The organism is Psychrobacter sp. CX90, from assembly GCF_057396305.2.
On sequence record NZ_CM182008.1, the window covers coordinates 2,278,675 to 2,300,663 of the forward strand.

14 protein-coding genes and 1 pseudogene are annotated in these 21,989 nt (G+C 39.5%); 2 read left to right on the forward strand and 13 right to left on the reverse strand.

All coding sequences use genetic code 11. The features are described from left to right. Window positions 1–715 precede the first annotated feature (715 nt). The 8 genes from AC2SLN_RS09060 to AC2SLN_RS09095 form a co-directional block, all read right to left on the reverse strand. Entirely contained in the window at window positions 716–1,822 is a 1,107-nt protein-coding gene (locus AC2SLN_RS09060; RefSeq protein WP_486548177.1) for a hypothetical protein, read from the reverse strand. A gap of 212 nt (window positions 1,823–2,034) precedes the next feature. Continuing rightward, entirely contained in the window at window positions 2,035–3,105 is a 1,071-nt protein-coding gene (gene aroB, locus AC2SLN_RS09065) for a 3-dehydroquinate synthase (RefSeq protein ID WP_486548176.1), read from the reverse strand. Between the two features lie 191 nt (window positions 3,106–3,296). Then, window positions 3,297–3,842 carry a shikimate kinase gene (locus AC2SLN_RS09070; RefSeq protein WP_486548175.1) on the reverse strand — a complete coding sequence of 182 codons (546 nt, stop codon included), beginning with the start codon at window positions 3,840–3,842 and terminating at the stop codon, window positions 3,297–3,299. Window positions 3,843–4,233: 391 nt separating this feature from the next. After that, window positions 4,234–6,711, reverse strand: a complete 2,478-nt coding sequence (locus AC2SLN_RS09075; RefSeq protein WP_486548174.1) for a type IV pilus secretin PilQ — start codon at window positions 6,709–6,711, stop codon at window positions 4,234–4,236. Between the two features lie 24 nt (window positions 6,712–6,735). Continuing rightward, on the reverse strand, window positions 6,736–7,440 hold the full coding sequence (locus tag AC2SLN_RS09080) for a pilus assembly protein PilP (protein WP_486548173.1): 705 nt from the start codon (window positions 7,438–7,440) through the stop codon (window positions 6,736–6,738). A 3-nt stretch (window positions 7,441–7,443) separates the two neighbouring features. Then, window positions 7,444–8,154 (reverse strand): type IV pilus inner membrane component PilO, encoded by a 711-nt coding sequence (locus tag AC2SLN_RS09085; protein WP_486548172.1) that lies wholly within the window; start codon window positions 8,152–8,154, stop codon window positions 7,444–7,446. Beyond that, entirely contained in the window at window positions 8,154–8,837 is a 684-nt protein-coding gene (locus tag AC2SLN_RS09090; RefSeq protein ID WP_486548171.1) for a PilN domain-containing protein, read from the reverse strand. Before AC2SLN_RS09090 ends, AC2SLN_RS09085 begins: the two co-directional genes overlap by 1 nt. Beyond that, window positions 8,837–9,892: a pilus assembly protein PilM gene (locus tag AC2SLN_RS09095; RefSeq protein ID WP_486530993.1), complete on the reverse strand. Its 1,056-nt coding sequence runs from the start codon at window positions 9,890–9,892 to the stop codon at window positions 8,837–8,839. The genes AC2SLN_RS09090 and AC2SLN_RS09095 overlap by 1 nt, the downstream gene beginning before the upstream one ends. A 957-nt stretch (window positions 9,893–10,849) precedes the next feature. On the opposite strand from AC2SLN_RS09095, the gene AC2SLN_RS09100 reads away from it, so the two are divergent. Continuing rightward, window positions 10,850–13,645 (forward strand): penicillin-binding protein 1A, encoded by a 2,796-nt coding sequence (locus tag AC2SLN_RS09100; RefSeq protein WP_486548170.1) that lies wholly within the window; start codon window positions 10,850–10,852, stop codon window positions 13,643–13,645. Between the two features lie 253 nt (window positions 13,646–13,898). Here the strand turns inward: AC2SLN_RS09100 and topA are convergent, their stop codons facing one another. The 3 genes from topA to AC2SLN_RS09115 all read right to left on the reverse strand — a co-directional run bounded on the left by topA (window position 13,899) and on the right by AC2SLN_RS09115 (window position 18,382). Next, entirely contained in the window at window positions 13,899–16,550 is a 2,652-nt protein-coding gene (topA, locus tag AC2SLN_RS09105; RefSeq protein WP_486548169.1) for a type I DNA topoisomerase, read from the reverse strand. A gap of 395 nt (window positions 16,551–16,945) precedes the next feature. Next, a complete protein-coding gene (locus AC2SLN_RS09110) occupies window positions 16,946–17,506 on the reverse strand; it encodes a hypothetical protein (protein WP_486548168.1) in 561 nt (186 codons plus the stop codon). 108 nt (window positions 17,507–17,614) lie between these two features. Next, window positions 17,615–18,382 carry a ParA family protein gene (locus AC2SLN_RS09115; RefSeq protein WP_486530989.1) on the reverse strand — a complete coding sequence of 256 codons (768 nt, stop codon included), beginning with the start codon at window positions 18,380–18,382 and terminating at the stop codon, window positions 17,615–17,617. Window positions 18,383–18,979: 597 nt separating this feature from the next. Here AC2SLN_RS09115 and AC2SLN_RS09120 point away from each other — a divergent pair. After that, complete coding sequence (locus AC2SLN_RS09120) at window positions 18,980–19,465, forward strand: DUF2799 domain-containing protein (RefSeq protein ID WP_486548167.1); 486 nt, start codon at window positions 18,980–18,982, stop codon at window positions 19,463–19,465. 204 nt (window positions 19,466–19,669) lie between these two features. Here the strand turns inward: AC2SLN_RS09120 and AC2SLN_RS09125 are convergent. Further along, a pseudogene (locus tag AC2SLN_RS09125) lies at window positions 19,670–20,971 on the reverse strand (multidrug effflux MFS transporter); the annotation flags it as partial. Between the two features lie 149 nt (window positions 20,972–21,120). Continuing rightward, window positions 21,121–21,933, reverse strand: coding sequence for a crotonase/enoyl-CoA hydratase family protein (locus AC2SLN_RS09130; protein ID WP_486548166.1), 813 nt, complete (start codon window positions 21,931–21,933; stop codon window positions 21,121–21,123). Window positions 21,934–21,989: the final 56 nt, after the last annotated feature.

The following is a 21,989-nucleotide window of genomic DNA, read 5'->3' on the forward strand; positions in this document are numbered from 1 at the left end:
GGCAAAATATATTAAACCCTATTGGTAAAATTGAGTGGATTTCAGCTCTGATCTATACTTTACTTTTGGTTTAAATATGCAATCACACATAAATATTTAGCTGTCTCAACCATATCAAACAGTACTGCACAACTAAATTGGCTTCTTAACTCAGTGTTAAAAACGACTTATTGCAAGTGACTTATTTTGAAAGTGACTTATTTTGTAAGTGACTTACTTAATGAGATCTAAGCCAAGCAACATCTTAAGTGAGATTAAGTGATAATATAGTAGAGGCTTTACTATTTAGTTGACGCCTACTTACCCAATATTAGCATTTGCAATAGTAGCGCAATCGGTGGTAAATATTAGAGGCTCAACAATAATCTGGTTGAATAGATAAAACGAGAACCACTATCAATTAATTAAATACCTGCGATAACACCACGAAACATCACACAAACATATTAGAGAAACACGCATCTAAAATCCAGTGAAATTTGAGTTTTATGAGTATTTTTTAACTCATAATCTTTTTATTATCAAGCGTTAACAATTAGCTATATGAATAAAAAGAGGGCGAATAAAGGAGGAAGTTAGACGAAAAAAAGAGGGTATTAATAGCGTATTACAATAGCGGATAAGGCATAAAACTGTGGGAAAGCATAAAAAATACTGAGCTTAACCTTACGTTTTATGACTTATCTACCACATACTGCTCGTCACTCGGACACGGCTACTGTGTTTTTTGGTCAATGAGCTGCTTAATTTTATCAACATCTTTTGTCTGTGAAGCTGAACTTGAACTGTCAGTTTCTTTGGTCATTTTTTTCTCACTAGGTTTGGCTGGCTCAGCGACTTTTGGTTTGGTTTCTTTATTAATATTGGAATCTTTGGAAGATTGATTGTTATCTGTTGGAGTAAGACTTTTATTGGCAGCATTATTGTTGCTATTACCTGAATCTAACAGTTGTTGATCTATTTTTCTTTGCTCTTGAACAGATAGAACGTCACTCGTATCTTTAGAATCTCTGATCGGCTTCTGTTCTATTTGTTCACTAGCGGCCCCATTATTAGAAGAGTTTGAACTTTGAGCACTCATATTACTTTGTTCTTGAGATTCAAGTTTTGGCTCGTTATTACGGGTCGATTGAGTTCTTACTTCAAGCTCACGCTTGGTAGGCTGCAGTTTAATCTTCCTCGCACGATTTGTTGATAAGTCTTTAATTGGTGGCGTTAATTCGTAATTTTCAATTAAATCTAAATATACATCAACTTCTTCAGGCAATACGGTAACGTTTGCTGGCAAATCAAAATTAATTGTTTTTGCTGTTCCCATTGCCAGTTGCGGCGACCTCATCATGCCGTAGGTCAACAAATAGCGTGCTTGATTATCATCATCTCGATAACGAAAATAAGCAAATTTTTCTCTGTCATCACGTGTATTAAGGTAGTCCGTAATAATCTCATGCTCTGAGACATCCATTACTTGAACCGTCCACTCGCCTTTGTGCTTTTTAAAAAACTTAGCATCTTTAAATTCTGGAGGATAGTCACGCAAATCTCTCACTAGCGCATCAAATGAGATGGGCTGAACGGCGTTATCCAACTCATTAAGCTCATCAATACTCTTAATCCTGCCAATATTAGACGAGGTTACCTCATCGATTTTTGCTTCCTCTTTTGTAACTTTGGCTTCGTTAAAAGCAGGCGCTGAGCTAAACATCCAAAGTGCCAAAGCAGTAACGCCCGACAACAGTGCCATAATAAGCCAGATACTTGTGATAACACGCTTTTTAGTTGCATTAGATTGGTTAGGCGTAGTGCTTTGTGTGTTTGCCATAGAGCAAATCCATTAATTTTCAATAAATAATTAGATGTTTGGAGCTGATATTGTCACTAAATAATACTTGGAACCTGTGTTTACAACCTACAATTGGCTATTTTCGTCTATAATAGTAGTACTGTCACTCGACTGCCTTGTATCGATTCTAAAGCTCTTTAACTATTTTAAAGCTCTTTAACTATAGTAACTAAAGTTATCATAAATAACGGCTACTCACTTAAAACTTCTTCTAGACTTTTTTGATCAAAATCCGCAGTAACAATAGCTTCTCCAAGAGATTTTAACAAAATCAGCCTGAGTTGTCCTGACTTAACTTTTTTATCATGCTGCATTAATTGTAACGCTGTTCTACATTCGATCTTCGGTGGTAATATGGGTAACCCTGCTGCAAGCAATACATCGCATATACGCTGAACATCGTCTTCACTGATCCAACCCATCTTTTGAGACAATTTGGCGGCTTGCACCATACCCGCAGCGACTGCCTCTCCATGTAACCATCTACCATAACCCTCATGAGTCTCAATCACGTGACCGAATGTGTGACCAAAGTTAAGCAAGGCACGTTTACCAGATTCACGTTCATCCTGAGCAACAATATCTGCTTTATACTGGCAACATCGCGCGACTGCTTCAGCCAATGTGGCTTCATCCCGTGCCATAAGCGAGGCCATACTCGCCTCTAACCAAGTTAAAAAACTCACATCCATAATCAGAGCATACTTAATAACTTCCGCAATACCTGCAGATAGCTCACGGTTAGGCAAAGTCGTTAAAGTGTGCATATCAGCAAGCACCATACGAGGTTGCCAAAATGCCCCAATCATATTTTTACCTTTAGGATGATTGATGCCTGTTTTACCACCAACGCTTGAATCAACTTGTGATAATAAAGTTGTCGGTATCTGAATAAAGTTAACACCCCGCATAAACGAAGCCGCAGCAAAACCTGTCATATCACCTATAACCCCACCTCCAAGCGCTACAAGCGTAACATCACGGCTACAATGGTTATCCATCAAAGCATCATAAATCAGATTAATATGATGCTGGTTTTTATATTGTTCACCGTCTGGCAAAATGATATGCATCACGTTATGCGTTTTTTTAAGCTCCGATAACAGCGCATGTAAATACAGTGGAGCAACGGTCTCATTAGTCACTATCATGACTTGATTGCCTTTAATATAAGGCTCAATCTGTAATGCCATTTGCGACTGACTGGTAATTTGAATCGGGTAATCGTGACTTTGAGTATGTACCGTTAGGTTAGTGGTCATAGTTTTCTCGGATATGGATATATAGTTATCTTCAATAGAGTGACGCAGTTTTTAGCTGGGTTTATTGTTGCATTCAATCCTCTTGTTATTATAGGATGGTTAACCCATGAATACGGTGAGAAAAGCGTGGAGTCATCTGCTTGAGCAATGAGATTTAAGTTGAGTACTGCCATAAAGCACTGTTAAATGGCTTAATCTTGATTAAAAATATCAGGATATTTATGGCATAACTCTTGAACCACTTTGTTCATCATATATTTAGGATAACCATCACCTGTAGCAACCACAATATCGGCTACTTCTCGATACAGTGGGTCTCTTATATCATACAAGGATTGCAAAACTTCACGAGGATTTGGGGTGTTTAATAAGGGTCTAGATTTATCTTTTGCCGTTCTTTTCATTTGGACATCAACACTTGCTTGCAGATAAATTGTGATGCCATTTTGCTTAAGACATTCGCGATTTTGTGGGTGCATGACCACACCACCACCCGTTGCTAATACTATATTAGGCAAGGCTGTCAGCTCTTTAATGGCCCGAGCTTCTCTAGCTCGAAACCCAGCTTCACCTTCTTTTTCAAAGATCCAAGCAATATCTGCGCCTGTTTGCTCAATGATATAATGGTCGCTGTCAATAAAGTCACACCCAAAATATCTACCCAATAGTCTCCCTACAGTAGTTTTCCCAGCTCCCATGGGCCCTACAATAAATAATGATGGTAAAGCTGCTTGCATTAGGCCTCTCTCAAATAAATTTTTAAATTATACAGGCATTTAGCTACTATAATTGCATTAAGTTAAAGCCTGCTTTTATCATTAATACATTCTTTATCAGTGCTAAATATCTATACAGTATAAATACATATAGTGGAACAAAAATAAAATTGATACAAGTGAGGCGAGTAAAAACGGGTCACGACGTATATTAATCAAGCATACCAGCGTAGCCAGTCTGTCATTGACTCACTATCCATTTAATAATGTAACTCTATCAGTATTGCGTAAGCTACGCTGACCTAAATTACCATAAAAAAGGACAGCTCCTTAAGAACTGCCCTCGAATTTTATAAATTCAATCAAAATACAACTAAACCAATCGTAATTTTGCCCAAGAAGTCAAGGCATTCTAATTGAGTCGAGTGACACCATCTGTAAGCAGTTTTGGCGTCACAAAAATAAGCAACTCTTGTTTTTCATTACTACGCTTATCATTTCTAAATAAGCGACCGACATAAGGAAGGTCGCCTAAGAAAGGAACTTTTTCAACACCATTACTGGTCTGATTACGGAAAATACCGCCTAATACAATAGTTTGTCCATCTTCAACAATCACGTTGGTAGTTAATGAATCTTTTGAGATTGCCACAGCCCCATTTACCGCTAAGCTTGTTGGTGTCGCATTTTGAATATTCAACTCTAACGCAATTTTACCATCGGGCGTGATGTTAGGGGTTGCCTCTAAGCTCAATGCTGCCTCTACAAAACTTGTGGAAGTTGCGCCACTAGCGGAGGCTTCCTGATACGGAATTTGTGTACCTGAAGCTACTTTTGCAGTTTGCTTATCCATGGTTAAAATTCTTGGGGAAGAGATAACTTCCCCTCGACCATCTGCTTGCATAGCCGATAGTTCAAGGTCGATCATTAGATCAGACATACTTAGCAAACCAAAGGCAATACGACCAGCTGGATTTGCTACCCCTAAGTCGACATTTAAGTTTTCCGGACGATTAATAGTATAGGTGGGATAACTTACCTGTTGACCATTTATAGTTGTAGTTTCTATGGTAAAGTCTTTCAGATCAGCGAGTGTTTGATCGCTGCCACCCACCAATAAATCACGGTTGTTTGCCACGCCATTAGACAAAATTCCCCATTTTACCCCTAACTCTTTACTAAAGTTATCTGTTGCACTGACGATTCGGGCTTCGATCATGACTTGGCGGACAGGAATATCAATTTTAGAGATAAGGGCACGTACATTTTCAATACTATCTGAAGTATCTTGCACAATAAGTGTGTTTGTACGCGCATCCACTGTTACCGTACCACGTTCAGACAATAAAGTTCCTCTTTCATTATCAATATTACTATCCGAGTTTCTACCAGCGGCAATCAAGTTAAGCACATCCTCTCCCTTAGCATAGCTTAAACGAATGTACTCAGTTCGCAGTGGCAAGAAGTCCTTGACTTTTTGTTGTTGTTCTAACTCCTTATGCTCCTGTTCAGCAAGCTCTAATGCTGGCGCTACATAGATAACATTACCATTAGTACGCATGGCCAAGTTCTTACTTTTTAAAATAATATCTAAAGCCTGATCCCAAGGTACATTGATAAGGTTTAAAGTAATATCGCCAGTAACACTGTCAGTTGCCACGATATTCAGCTCGGTAAACTGAGACAATAGATGCAACACATTACGTATTGCAACATTCTGGAAGTCCACGGAAAGTGTCTCGCCCGTATATTGTTTTTCCTCCAAGGTGGGCTCACGTAATAACTTCGGCGGCTTAACTGTAATATTAACTTGAGTGCCAGACTGAAATGCTTGATATTCAAAGTCACTACCCATAGCAATAGTAATAATGCCGTTTTTACCATTATTTCTAGCATTAACCGAAGAGACGAGGCCGCCACTCACATTATGTTGGCGCACAAGATTTGGTGGCACCGTCGCACCTGTCACTCGCACCACAATTTTATTACCTTGACGTTGAATATCTACCGGAATACTTTCATTAGCAATACCAACATTAATTGAACCGCCGCCCTCTGAACTTCCAGTATAAGAAACATTAGTCACGCCATTATAATTATACTTTTGACTAATATACGTGGCACTGGCAGGGTTTAAAAGCGGATTAACTCTAACCACCATCGTTTTATCGGTACTACTCTGACTTTTCTGATCTTGATTTGCTTGAGTTTTTGGTTGATTCATTGCATTTATGTTTTGCTGAATAAAACCAGGCGTTGATGCAGATGACAATGTCGATTCTACATACGCTGGTCTCTCAGCAGTATCGATACTATAAGCAATGCGGGAGTCTTGAGCCGACTCCACATTATTTGTCTGCGCTGGAGAAACGTTTTGTACAGACTGCTGTTCTGATAGTGGCGATAGCGATATATTGGTACTGGTCTGGGCATTTGCATTGTTATTTGCATTGTTATTTGCATCAGTATTTGCAATATTAACTAAAAGGGAGTTGCCCTCTGCTAGCGTGGTAAACTCTTTATTTTTAAGACTGGTCAATCCAACAATCAACCTTGTGGTTTCCTCATTATTTAAGGTTGTAATATCTGTCACTACCCCTTGATTTATCTCATTATATCGTGAAGGCAAATCATTACTTACCTGATTAAAATCAAGAACAAGACGATCTGGGTTCTCAAGTTGATAGGCTTCTGGAATGACTGGAGGCGCATCAAAATCCAAACGTAATTGAGTGGTCTGTTTTGAGGGCTGCACCACACTCAACGATGTCAATGTTTGATTAGCATAGGCATTAACACTTACCATCGTTATACTCGTGGCAGCAATGCTCATCATCAGGTAAGAAGGTGTTAAATTCCTGTGGCTAATACCTTTGTTTAATATTGTCATTATTATTTGTCCTTAAAAACACTGTTAGATAGGTGACACCACAGAGGCAGGTTTCTCTACATATCCTGCACGGTTATCAGGCACAATTTCGATAAGATTTATTTGGGTCGCTGTAATCTCAACGATACGGCCATGGTTCATACCCATGTAATCTCCCACTTTAACACTGTCTACTACACCATCTGGTCTTTGAATAAGCCCAAACTCCACCCCTTCTGGAGAGATCACTCTACCTCGGTAAACCAATTGTGATAGCTCAAATGCCTCAAGCGCTTCTTTCTCACGCGTAGTGTCTGGTGTGACACCACTATTACTATCTATTACCTGTTGTTTGCTTAATAAGCTTGGTGGCATGAAAGGGCTACGTAGTTCTGACGCATCATACACATAATCATCGACCAAAATAGGTTTCGGTACTGGCTCAACAGGCTGAGACTTAGAATTACGAATCTCAGCCATCTTGTCACTAGCCAGCATGACCCTATCTGTACAGCCAGAAAGCACTACAATACCTATCAAAAGAGAAGGCGCAAGCCACTTTTTACACCCCTTATCAAGGCGGTTAAGGTAATGGATGCAAAATTTTTGCATAACTCGAATGCCCAATGCAAAAGTTGCGGCTAATTTATGAGTCTCTGCGTTAGTTACATTATATTTGACCGCAGAAGCTGATTTCTTAGTATGCTTATTGGTTAGCTCTTGAGGCACAGAATAGCGTTGAATTATCATTAGTTATTCTCCCTGCGCCGTATCTTCTTGAGAAGCATTTGAGATGGGATCAGCCAATGCTTTAGAACGATATGTTTTTGTATTTAGAATCAAGACTAGCTCAGGCAAAGTATCCAGAGAAGGTTGAGGGTTATTTACTTCGAAATCATGCAAAGTAATAATACGAGGTAGTGCCGCAAGCCCGCTAAGAAAAGCGCCAAATTGATGATATTCCCCAACCGCTTCAATGCGAATAGGCTGCTCGATAAATAACTCTTGATCTATTTCTGGTTCAATAGAAATATCTTTAAAACGGATATTACTGCCAATACCGGTCATGTTAATACCAGTCACAAGCTCAGACACTCGTGTTTCTTTAGGCAGTTGATTTAACAGCTCTTTAAATTCAATATCCATTTGTGCAACTTGCTGTTTATATTCATCAAGATGACGGGCTTTAGATTCTTTTTCACGGTACACTTGAAGTAAGGTCTGTTGCCGAGCTTCTGCGGCTTTAATTTCGTCAATTTTACTCTTAATAGGAAAGGCAAAAGCGAGAGAAGCTATCAAAACAAGCAACAAGAGAATCACAAAAACTTTAATCGCAATAGGCCAACTGCCATAGTTCTCAGTATCAAGATTTTGTATGCTATGCAAAAAATCTTGAAAGCTTTTAGTCTGGCGTCCATTAGAAGGTGTAGCGTAGGTAGACTGTTTGTACGGGCGTCTTATCATCAGTTGCCTCCTATTTCTTTTTGAGGCTCAGGTGCTATATTAGAATCATCAGCCTCTAGCGCTTTTCTGCCTTCAGCAGCAGTCACAACTTGCGACGTTACTACAAACTCTATATAGCTGTCTTCAGGATAAATGGGTCTACCTTCAGTTTCTTCATCCCCTTTAATCTTTTTAGTCTCAACGCTTTCATAAGCATTCACATTTTGTTTTATAAACTTAACTTTAGAATCTGCTAGCCAATGGCTTGCATCTAAATTTCTTACCAGTTTAGACACGATATTAGGGTTATCAGCTCGCCCTGTAAAAGTTAACATATCACCTTCACGTTGAAAGGAGATTAAATACATAACCTCAGGAACTGCTTTAGCAACATCGTCCCACACTCTTACAGGAAGAGGGCGTTTGCCTTGCAAATCTTGAATGACCCGCATACGCGAGATAATCTCCTCACGGCGTTGCTCTAAGATAGCTATTTCTGCCAGCTTGTCGTCTAGTTTCTTATTTTCTGCACTAATGTGATCATTGGCTAGATTTTGATCTGCCAATGCCTTATTAAAATAAGTCCATACTCCGAAGGCAACGGCAATGGTTAAACATAAGCTCGCAATAACTAGGGTTATAAATTCTTTGTTTCTACGTTCACGTAATTGTTCACGCCAAGGCAATAGATTAATGCGTGCCATTAGTCAAAACTCCTTAACGCTAGCCCGCAAGCCACCATTAATCCAGGCGCATCAATAGCCAGCTGTTCGCTGTTTATGCTCGGATCAATCGTCATATTAGTAAAGGGATTAGCAAGGGTAGCCTCTGTCCCAATTTTTTGCTCTACCATAGTTACTAAGCCTGGTAGGGAGGCACTGCCCCCACACAATACAATATGATCCACATTTGTATATTGGCTGGATGAAAAATAGAACTGTAGCGAACGAGTAATTTGTTGAATTAAGCTTTCCATAAACGGCACTAGCACTTCACTTCGATAATTATCAGGCAGATTCATCTCACGCTTGTTAAATGTAGCCTCTTCAAATGTCATGCCATATTTAGTTTGAATTGAGTCGGTCAATTGAGCGCCACCAAAAAGCTGTTCACGGCTGTAAACGAACTCTCCATCCTTAACAACATATAAGGTGGTGTGAGTATGACCAATATCGACTAAACCAATAACATTTGGCGCGTTTGGAAGCGTATTTTCAATCAACTGGAATGCCCGTTCTATAGCATGTGACTCAATATCCATAATTTTGGTGTCAAAACCACCAAAAGCTAAGGCGTCTACTCGCTGCTCCACATTCTCTGACCTTGATGCCGCTAATAAAACCTGTACCAATGCACTATTAACAGGCGATGGACCAATTACCTCAAAGTCTAAATTAACTTCAGATAACGGGTAAGGAATATATTGATCAGCATCTAGACGAATTTGAGCTTCTCTTTCAGAGTCTGTCAGGTTGGCTTCCATATCAATCAGCTTAGTAATGACAGCAGAACCTGAAACAGCAGTTGCTGCACTTTTCGCTCTCACTTTTACTCGCCAAGCGAGTTCTGCTATCAACTGACCAATTGCTTCGATATCGACAATAGTACTATCTACAACCTGACCTTGTTCTAAATTCTCAATGCCATATGTCTTAAGATGATAGACACCTTGTTGATACTGCACTTCAACCATTTTTATTGAAGTCGCACTTAAATCCACACCCACTAACTGGTGCGATTTTGGGGTGAATAGCTTCACAGTATGAATTCCTTCTTAGACCATATTCGTCTAGTTTATATGCCATTTTAATATAGAGATACAATACGTTACTTAAAAGATAGATTCAATGTTACCCAACATTTTTTTTAACCTTTTGTTCTATCTTTTTTAAATACCGCTACGTTCAGACATGTAAATTTATGTAATTACACTTATCACATTCTTAAAACAATCTTTTTTGATTGGTATAAGGAATATTATTCTATAAGCTTAATTACAATCTTTTTGTTATTTAAAAATTAACATACTTATCAATTCACATTGGTAATCGTTCAATTGGAAGATTAGAATGAGCAGATGGACACCAATATACCCTAACATACTTATTTCTATCGCTAAACTATATATAAATATGATAGATACTAAATAGGATAGATACTTTAAAAGATGAAACTGATACGCCTAACACTAATTTATATTTAATTAGAACCTTCCTGTACTTCACTTTCATATCTAACATCTCTTTTATTTCTTAAATATAAAAGTGCTATTTATTGAATAATGCGACTCATATACTGAACGAAGCTTGGCGCTGTAGTGATCAAAAAGTACTAAACGTCTATTCACAAGTCTATCTATGCACTTTTTTACACATTAATACAACGTTCTTATCAGCAAACAGTTTGTCAGCTTTTGTATGATATACAAGATAATAAATCACTATCTTTAAACTTAATCCTATTAATGCTTTGAATTACATATAATAGGTTTTAAATGGCACCTATGTCATTTTTTAGATTTAAACCTATAAGATATAGTCAGTTTACTTTATAATTTGGTTTATCATTACATAATATATTCTAATCAACTATCTATTAAATTGACCTTAGATTTGTGTAAAAATATTTGTTATTTTACATATCTCAAATCGTTTCATGAGTATGTTTATCTCACATTGTTCATCTCACACTACTGTACTTAAAATATAGAGCCACTATGTCTCAAAAATCTTCCTCAGCTCATTTAATACACTACTTTCTATCTATAATATTTGCCGTCATCGCACTTATTATTATCCTTGTTCTGGCTATTCCTATTGGTTTTTACGGTATGGCAATGTATTTGTCTCCAAGTTTACCAAGTATCTCTGAAATAAAAACGGCTAATCTTGAAATGCCTCTACAAATCTATAGTAAAGATGGGAAGTTGATTGGCCAATACGGTAATCGTATGTCACTGCCGGTAACCTATGAGCAAATTCCTGAAGATTTCATCAAAGCTTTTTTAGCAGCAGAAGACTCCTCGTTCTATGAACATAGTGGTATTAGCATCAAAGGTTTAGGAAGAGCCGTCTCCGAGATTATAACGGATGATGAGGGACAAACGGGGGGTTCAACCATCACCATGCAGGTCGCTAAGAATTACTTCTTGAGTCCTGAACGTACTTTTAACCGTAAACTGACCGAGCTTTACCTCGCTCGTCGTATTGAGGAAAAACTATCTAAAGATGAAATTTTAACACTATACGTGAATAAGATTTACATGGGTGAGGGCGCGTATGGAATTAAAGCTGCTGCAAGAAAGTACTTTAGTAAGTCACTTAATAAGCTAACCATAGCTGAAATGGCAACACTTGCGGGTCTACCCAAAGCACCATCGCAAAATAATCCAGTATCCAACCCTGATGAGGCATTAGAACGACGTAACTGGATTCTAGGGCGTATGCAAAGTTTAGGATATATAACCCAAGCTGAATATAAAGAGGCCATCAATTCTCCCCTTAATGTAAAGGTATATAAAGAAAGACTCGATACAAACATGCCCTATTTGGCCGAAATGGCACGTCATGCCTTGGTTGCCCGTTATGGTGCAGAGGTGGTTAATTCAGGTTGGAGAGTTAAGCTGACGGTAGATACAAAAGATCAAAATGAAGGCGATATTGCTATTAAGAAAGGGCTCATTGGATATGACCGTCGCCATGGTTGGCGAGGTGCTGAGGCACATGGTCAGCCGCTATCAAACTTTGTAACTTACTCAAATATGGAGCCTGCGAAGGTTACTGAGGTTAATCAAAACAGTTTTAAAGCTAAGCTGAAAGATGACACTGAAGTCACGGTATATTGGTCTGGTATGCGCTGGGCTAAAAAATACTTAGACGCCAATCGTATCCGAAGCTACCCAAATCGAGCATCTGATATTGTGGCAAAAGATGATATTGTGCGTGTTATCGCGAATAAAGACAGGACCGCTTGGCGTCTAACCCAAATTCCCAAGGTTCAAGGCAGTTTAGTTGCCCTAGATCCCGAGACGGGCGCTATTAAATCTCTTGTTGGCGGCTTTGATTATAGATACAGCAAGTTTAATCGAGCATTGCAAGGGTGGCGTCAGCCTGGTTCGACGATAAAACCACTTGTATATACGGCTGCTTTAGAAAAAGGCTACCGCCCTGATAGTATGATATCGGATGACCCATTGAGAATTGGAGATTGGAAGCCTAGAAATTCTGATGGGCGCCATTATGGAAATATGACCTTGCGTCAAGGCCTATACTTATCTCGCAACTTAGTGTCAATCCGGCTTCTTAGGGCTATAGGCACCCCCGATGCACTGCATTTACTCGATCAATTTGGTCTAGATAAACAAAAACTACCCACAACATTGTCACTTGCTCTTGGGGCTGGACAAGCGACTCCTTTACAAATGGCAACAGCCTATGCCACTTTTGCAAACGGCGGGCATCGCATTCAGCCTTACTTCATTGACCAAATCTATAATTTTAATAATGAGCTACTGTATTTATCAAACCCTCAGCGTGCTTGTGCCGTTTGTTTTAATAATAAACTTGAAAAACTAAATCTCCAGCTACAAAAAGATCATGAAAGTCTATTAGAGGCTCAATTAGAACAACGTGCAGAGAGCTTGAAAGCCCTCAAAGAAAACCCAGACTTACTTAAAAATTTAGACAATCAAACCAGCATCAATGCAGAACAAAAAGTTAATCCCCCCCTTAATAACGATCTTCTCGAAATTTATTACGATGCCACACCACAAAGTGACCGTTTAAAGCCGGCCTTGATTCAATATAGCATTGCCAACCAAGCACCCCGTATTGTAAAACCGGCAGTAGCTTATGAGATGGCGGGCATATTACGTGATGTGATACAGCGAGGAACTGCTACTAAAGCAAGGGCTCTGGGTCGCAGTGATATTGGGGGTAAAACAGGAACTACAAATGATAATAAGGACGCTTGGTTTGCAGGGTTCCACCCCTCACTTGTTTCTGTCGTTTGGGTAGGATTTGACCAGCCTTCTACTTTAGGCAGACGAGAATACGGCGGAGTAGCAGCACTACCAATTTGGATGGACTTTATGCGTAATCAGTTACGTTCTGTACCCTATCAGTGGGTTAAGACCAGCAATGTTTCTAAATCTGAACTACAACAGCAAGATGTTATTAATTTAACGAATAATGGCGGAAGCAAGCCTGTACGTTCGGTTAAGAAAGCACCTAGTAAGCCCGACTCCAATTCAGATGATACAGCAATTAATCCACCTAAGGCGCCAGTAGCTAAACGTCAAGTGTCTGTTGATGAATTATCTTCCGACCCCGAAGCTAAGTCTGATCTTTCTGAGCAAAAAAACCAAAAGTCTGAATCATCTAAAAACAACACTACTCAAAACAGGACATCTCAAAATACGCTGGATAAATCAAATAGGGCGAACAAACCCGCCTCACAGCAGACATTAAAGCCACTTGAGGTCAACGAAGTAGATGCATTACCACCTATGTAACTTATTATACTGATGCATTAGTATTATGTACTAATAATACAGAGCATATTAGGGTGTGTTGAACATTCAAACGGGGAGTTGGCGGTGTCTATTTTTTAGGCAATATACAGTGAGACTTTGTATCCTCAGTCATTCTAAGTAATACAATTTTGCAATATATTGGCAAAAATAGACACTTGTCCATTTTAGGAAGATTAAAGCGACGATCATACAAGTCATCAATTATTAGATTGTAAGGGCACCGGCTACCAAACTACTCTTCTACCCACTCGCCGTTACGCCAATAAACACCCCAACGTGTTGCCTTATTGGTTTTGAGGCTTTCCGAGCCTATATATTGTTCTTTCTTCTTTCGTGACCAACGCAATATGGTTGGATTACCATCCGGATCTTCATCTGGCCCTTCAAATAAATACTGGAATTTATCTTCCATTTTGTCTTTTATGGCTCGTAGCTCAGACAGTTTAGGTGGGCGTGTTTCTCGCACCTTAGGGAACTTAGACGCTGCTAAGAATAAACCTGCCGCACCTTCACGTAAAATAAAGTGATCATCATGCTTTTGCGATTTTAGCTCAGGCATCGGTATCGGATCCATTCTTGGCGGTGCAGGTTCACCATTTTTTAACACTTTACGTGTATTATCACACTTGTTACAGGCAAAGTAGGGACCAAAGCGACCTGTTTTTAATTCCATTTGCCCATCGCATTTATTGCAGTCTATCGTTGGTGCGTCAGAGCCAGGTACTTCAAACTTACCCTCCTCTAAGGTATATCCATCACAATCTGGATTATTGCCACAAATATGTAATTTCAATCCCCCATCTACAATATAACCATCCATCGCCGTGCCACACTTAGGACAACGCTTTTTCTCCATTAACTCTTTAACTTCGACACTATCATCAATCTCGCTGTCGTCTAAGTTGGCAAATGCCTCCACTGGCATTAGATTTTTAGTGCCTTTACAGCGCTCCTTGGGAGGTAAATTATAACCTGTACACCCTAAAAACACCCCCGTTGAACCATTACGAAGCTGCATGGGTCTATTGCATAAATCACAATGCACATCAGGTACATCCGTTGGGTCATTTGGACGCATACCATCTTCGTCTTTAGCATGCTCAAGTTTGGTTTTAAAGTCTCCGTAAAATTCATCCAATACACCTTTCCAGTCCTGCTGACCTTGAGCCACATGATCTAGCTCGTTTTCAAGACCCGCTGTAAAGGTATAATCCATTAACTCAGGAAAGCTCTCTGTCAAACGGTCAGTAACAATATCGCCCATCTTTTCGGCATATAAACGTTTATTTTCAAGCCTGACATAACCACGGTCTTGAATGGTTGAGATAATTGAAGCATAGGTAGACGGTCTGCCAATACCTTTCTTCTCAAGCTCTTTTACTAGACTTGCTTCGGTAAACCGTGCAGGTGGCTTGGTAAAGTGCTGACTTGGGTCAAGCTGTATAAGATTCAGCTCATCTCCCTTTTTAACATCAGGAAGCAATGTATCATCTGTTTTTGCAGGTGGCATAACTTTTGTATAGCCATCAAAAACCATGGTACGTCCACGCGCTTTCAACTCTACGTTGCCCGCCTCTACTAATAAATTTACCGACTTATACTTAGCGGGAAGCATCTGACATGCCACAAATTGACGCCAAATTAGCTCGTATAAGCGAATCGCATCCCGTTCAATGCCTTTTAGCTGCGTTGCCTTGAGATTGGCATTTGTAGGACGTATGGCCTCGTGCGCCTCTTGAGCATTTTGCTTATTGCCATAAAAGTTGGGCTTTTCTGGCAAATATTTTTTGCCATAGCTGTCTTCTATAAACCCGCGTACTGACGTCAAAGCATCACCTGATAAAAAGGTTGAATCGGTACGCATATAAGTGATGTAACCCGCCTCATATAAACGCTGGGCTAACATCATGGTCTTTTTAACAGGAAAACCTAAACGAGTGCTCGCGGCTTGTTGTAGCGTTGAGGTTATAAATGGTGCACTTGGACGAGACTGCGTCGGTTTTTCTTCACGCTCTTTTACAATATAGCTGGCGGGCTTTAAAATAGCTAAAACGGCATCAGTCTGCTCTTGGTTATTCAGCTTAAGCGTTTTACCATTTTGCTTGACCGCTTCTAAGCGAATGGGGGTGTCTTTAGCAACATTGGCATTATCATCGCCTTTCATAGTGGTATCGGCGTGAATCTGCCAATATTCTTCGGGAATAAAGGCACGAATTTCTCTTTCACGTTCAACCACAAGCCGAGTAGCCACTGACTGCACACGTCCAGCCGATAAACCACGGGCGATTTTCTGCCAAAGCAGTGGTGATACCATGAACCCTACTACTCTATCTAAAAATCGGCGGGCTTGCTGTGCATTAACACGGTCAATATCAAGTTTACCAGGCTCTTTAAAAGCCTCTTGAATAGCATTTTTGGTAATCTGGTTAAAAACCACACGTTGATATTTGTTGTCCTCTCCACCAATAACTTCGCGCAAGTGCCAAGCAATCGCCTCCCCTTCTCTATCCATATCCGTTGCGAGATAAATTTTATCAGCATCTTTTGCGAGTGATTTGAGCTCTTTAATGACCTTAGTTTTACTGGGTAACACTTCATAAACGGCCTTCCAGCCATGCTCTGGATCAATGCCCATCCTACGCACTAGGGCTTGTTGCGCCTTTTCTTCTTTCGTTAAGCTCTCATCGGATGGGGCTGCCTTTTTCTTAGCACCACTACTGGTCGGTAAGTCCCGAACATGTCCAATACTTGAGCGAACAATAAAGTCATTACCCAAGTATTTATTAATTGTTTTTGCTTTTGCTGGGGATTCTACAATGACCAGTGACTTACCTTTAGCACTGGTTGCTGTAGAGGTTGATTTTTTGCGAGTGGTCTTTGCCATTGATTTCACAATCCTAATTAATTCTTAATATTTTTCATTATTTTTTTTCATACGCTACCCTGTCACTGAATAATAGAGAAGTAGCTGATGAATAAGATTTAACCACATTAAATATACTATTTTTTAATGTATAAATTTATAGGGTCTCTAGCGATAATTAATAGATCTAATAAACTATTATCGTGTACATTGTCTTGAGTTTACAACTCAGCTATCTATGCTCAGCCATCTATGATTAGTTTCTTTCCAAAATTTTATTACTTTTAAACCATATATGAGACCAAATTGTTTAGACGTTACACTGCCAATGGCAATGCTGTCAATAAACATTTTAAATAGAAGAAATTTTAAGGGAGGAAAAGCAAGCACTGAAGGGTATTGATACCCAAGTATTTTTACGATAATTTATCAGCCCAATCACACATAGTTGACTTTAATGAGATCAAATCAGACTCGATGTTTGCTGTCTCAAAATTAGGGTTACTTAGCGGTTTGACATAGTCCGCTTCGTCCCAAAATACGACCAAATAGTTTGCCTTGCTATATACCCCTTTAATAAATGGAGCAATACTGCTTGGCAAATTAAGGGGCTGACCATCTAATGAAAAATTGGGCTTACTTAAACTAGGTGTACTTACGCTGGGTGTACTTAGCAAGTTACCGACAGTATGATTGGGAACCATTAAAGGACGTAATTGACCTTCTATAACTTGATAGTAACTTTCAGAAAACTTCTTCTTATCTAAAACAAGGGCATATTGCCCTAGCATCCCACGTCCAAATTCATTATTACGTCCACGTATCCAGTCTGGACATACAACGACTTTTGGATTCAGCTCATGCTTTCGTGCAGTCATGCGTAGTTTGTCGAGCCGTATGTCCACGCCACCTGGCTTTAATGCCATAAAGCTTCCCAGTAAAAAAAGCACGGTAGCAGCAACAATCCAAACACCCATACGCAGTTTCCAGTAAATATATTTTGCGACCACTTTACCACTGTTGAGGACTTTTATAACAGTTAATAATTAACGCAATACATATTTGCTTTTTTACACGCCAAAATCCTACTCATACCATGAAGAGCTAGTGTAAGATAAATGTGAGTCTACATTAGGTTTTGCTAATTTCTCAAGAGACTCTGGAATTTCAGCATCTACTAAATCTGCTTCATATTTACTGGCCACTGTAGGCATCAACTTGTCCATAACCGGTTTCCATTGCGCTTGCACATCTCGATAAGGCTTTTGAGTACGGTCAAATACCGCTAAACCTTGCTCAGCAAGCTGAGGATACATACTGCGTTCGCTGATCCATGCCAAAGGCTGCTGACCAACATTGTCAAAAAAGTCTTTTAATGATTGGCTGGCGCTGGTTTGTGGGCGTATTCGGTTCGCTAATAAATGAATATCGACTTTACCTTTACGAATACGTTTTATGTCTTCAATGGATTTTAAAAACTGTTTGGTACTATCTGCATCAAATACCGAGGGTAATACAGGTATTATAATTGCTTTAGCTTCACTAATGAGTGACTTAGCACGCTCTGGTGTTAAAGAGCCAGGTGCATCAATAATTAACCAATCTTTCTTACCCAGATTTTTTGCTACCTTTTTAGGTAAGTCGCCAATATCGCCATCATCTTGCCAATCCACCGCATAAATAGGTGCTGCCGTTTTAGGGCGAAGCTTTAACCAAAATAAGCTAGACTTTTGTGAATCGGCATCTGCTAATGCTACAGACTGCCCTTGATTTGCCAATGCTGCTGCTAACGTTACTGCTACAGATGTTTTCCCGCAACCACCTTTTTGATTTGCCACCAATACTGTTTTCATTATTGCTGCCTATTAAAAAATAATATCCATGTTATAAGCCACATTATCTATATCAAAAACCCGACATTCCCAACATTAGAGATAGCTAACAAACTTAAATATACTCGACTCTAATGTGTTATTTAGTGTCATTTAAATAACTGTGATTGAACCTATTATATTGATTACACCGACACATCAATTAGCATTAAGTAAATATAATGACTCATTATGTCTTGTTTTTAGTCTATCATAACAAATAAAATAAACGGCAGATTTTATAAACCCGCTCCTTTACTTTTTTAACCTAGGAGGTATTTATCGGAGAAAGAGATAAAATGGTTGAAAAATGACAGATAGCCCTTTTATTAGCTGAGTTATACCATAACTCTTTTACTTTACTTTTACTATAGCCACCATATATTTGGATTTCTGCTTTATTGTGTCCATATAAACGACTATCCTTTTCGTAAGTTAAATAAATCGCTTTTTGATAAGTACTGAACACCTTATCTATAAGAAGATAAAGAACCAGATAAAACTATTTTATGTTACAGTTAAGAAACGAATAGTCGAAGTGATAATACACTCAACCTATGATTTAGTTAGGTATTTGATATGACAAATAAATACGCAGCGGTAGCAGATATATTTGTTAGTGTTTCATTGATAATAATGGCGTTGACATTATCAGGATGTGTGACAACTAAAGCATTGCTTCCTGAACAATGCCGATCCACTGATTGGGAAAAAACAGGGTATAATGATGGTGTATCAGGTCGTTCTGGAGCATATTTCGGTAAGTACATCAACGACTGTTCAAGCGTTTCAGACGTTGTTCCTCAACGGAAACTGTGGGAACAAGGTCGTCAAGAAGGGCTCAAACAGTTTTGTACTGAGCTAAATGCTTATAAACTTGGACGTGAAGGGTTCGCTTGGCAGCCTGTTTGTCCACTTGAGGGAATTGAGAAACTAGAAGAAGCTTACAGTCAGGGTCGCTATTACTACTTACGTCAACGTGATATGGAATATCTTACGACGCCATACCCATTCTATTATCCTAATCGGTACAGGTATACGCCATATATTCGCCCTATTTGGTAACTTTATTTGCAGACTTGTTTGATGGCTTTGTTCGATAACTCAGCTAAACCATTTTTTATGTCCCCATACTACTTAATATTAAAAGTTCCAAATACTAGAGTGACAGGGGGCTGGAAAACCCGTGTCACTACGACACAAAGTAGTCTTAACCTAGCGCTTAACGAATTCAATAAGGCTAATATACTCCCCTCCCCATTAGCGGTATTATTGCTCGCTGTCTAAATTTAAATTCCTATCAAGCTTAAACACTAGAAAGGCACCTCCACACATCAAAAGACTCATGGTTATCCCTAGCTTCAACACAGCGCTGACAGGAAACACGTTTAATAACAGCCCGCCAAAAATACCTACACAAAACATTAACGAGCCTTGCAATGCACTTGCCATGCCCGCACGATGTTTTTGGAAGGTCAGGGCGATAGCCGAAGCATTTGGCTGAGTTAGCCCAAGCCCAGATATACAAAAGAATATACATATCAACACAGGTATTAGAGGTGCTGAAGACCCAAACACTATACCCAAAATTAGCAATATAACGGATGATATCGCTTGTGCTGCTGCACCAAATCGCAAAATACTGACTAAACGAAAGCGATTGATTATTATTTGATTGATCTGGGTCAGACCAATAAATCCAGCAGCGTTTATACCGAAAACAATGCTAAATTTTTCTGCACTTAACCCATAGTTATCCATAAGTAGCTCAGGCGCTGCACTGATATACACAAACATCGCACCCATCAGTAAACCTGCACCAATGGCAGGATAGCTAAATTTAGAGTCTCTTAATAAGTCCCAATATTGGCTGAATACACTAGAAAAAGGCCGAGTACTACGATTGTCATCGGTTAGTGTCTCTTTAAAAAACAACTTAGTTAATAGCAGATTTAGTATTCCAAACCCAGCTAAGAACCAGAATATAGCTTGCCAGTCAAATATTTTTAATAACTGGGCCCCTAAAAAAGGAGCTAGTATCGGTGCTAGACCCATAACAAGGATCATAATAGAGAATGCCTTTACCATCTGTTTAGGCGGCAAGGTATCTCGAATGGCGGCGCGGGTAACCACCGCACCGACACAAGCACCGAGTGCTTGTAACGTACGACAAATAAATAATACATATTCACTATCTGTTGTGGCACACAAAATAGAGGCAATCACATATAGCATCATACCAAAATACAAGGGCTTAACCCGCCCAATGCGGTCGCTAAGAGGACCGTATATGAGTTGCCCAACCACCAATCCTGTGAAATAGGCAGGAACCGAATTGGATATTCTGGCAGTGCTAACCCCAAAGTCGTCTGCCATTCGGGGTAACGCAGGCAAATACATATCAATAGACAACGGACCAATCGCAACTATTAACCCTAGCACCATAATCCACGCGAGGGGAAACTTAGGTGTGTTGCCCGTCGCATTTGATAAATTATTTTCAACATGGGTGTTTGGCAACTCGTTATTAGAGTTGGAGGTTGAAGACATAAAAAAACTCACAATGAAAAATAGTAGAGGCCCAACTAACCTACCATCATAGTCTACATGCTATGAAGTTAGTATGGGTTATTTTATACAATAGAGTGTTCGATGGACAAAAGATTATTTAATCGATTGTGGCATAAATTTAAACTCTCTCCCATTGCTTTAGCGCTCTGCTATCTAAACTGACGGGGTAAGAACTGTACACTACTGTCTTTGGCTCTTTTAATCGCACGCTTGCGGTTTTTGCCGACCATTAGCTTGAGCTGCCATATCTTCTCTTTATACAACGTACAACTGCCTTGTTTAGTCATATGATTAATCACTTTCTTACAAGCTAATACGGCATCAGGCGAGCGTGTCGCCACCTCATGCGCTAGCTGTTTAGCCCTCTCTAAGGGCTTGTCATCGACATGGCTTATTAACCCAAATTCTAAAGCAACTTGACCATCAAGCATACGTCCCGTCATTGCTAACTCTTTTAATACATCGGCACGTACCACATGGAAGGCCGATTGGGTTAACCCCATGTCAGGCACCAGTCCCCATTTTGCTTCCATGATTGCCATTTGACAATCAGGTGTACTAATGCGAATGTCGCATGCCAGCGCCAGTTGTAATCCTGCGCCGATGCAATATCCATGCAGGGCGGCAAAAACAGGTACCGGCACCTCTCTCCATACCAAGCATACCCTTTGAAATAAGCTTTGGGTTGGCTTCACCAATTGCCATACACCCATTACGGCATTTTTAGGATTGGTTAAATCGCCTAAATCAATACCAGAGCAAAAAGCATTACCACTACCTGTGATAATAACCGCTCGGATACTTTTATCTCGTTTAAGACGAGTGGCTAAGTCAATGAGCTCCCGCATCATCGCAAAATTCATGGCATTTTTTTTATCGGGTCTGTTTAGCGCCACGGTCAGAATATCATCTTGTTCTGTGAGTTCAATAAACTGGTAATTTTTTTTCTTCATTGCTAACATAAAAACTCCGTCCTTATTCTAAATATTTTGGTTTCAATCAATACCTATTTAACAGA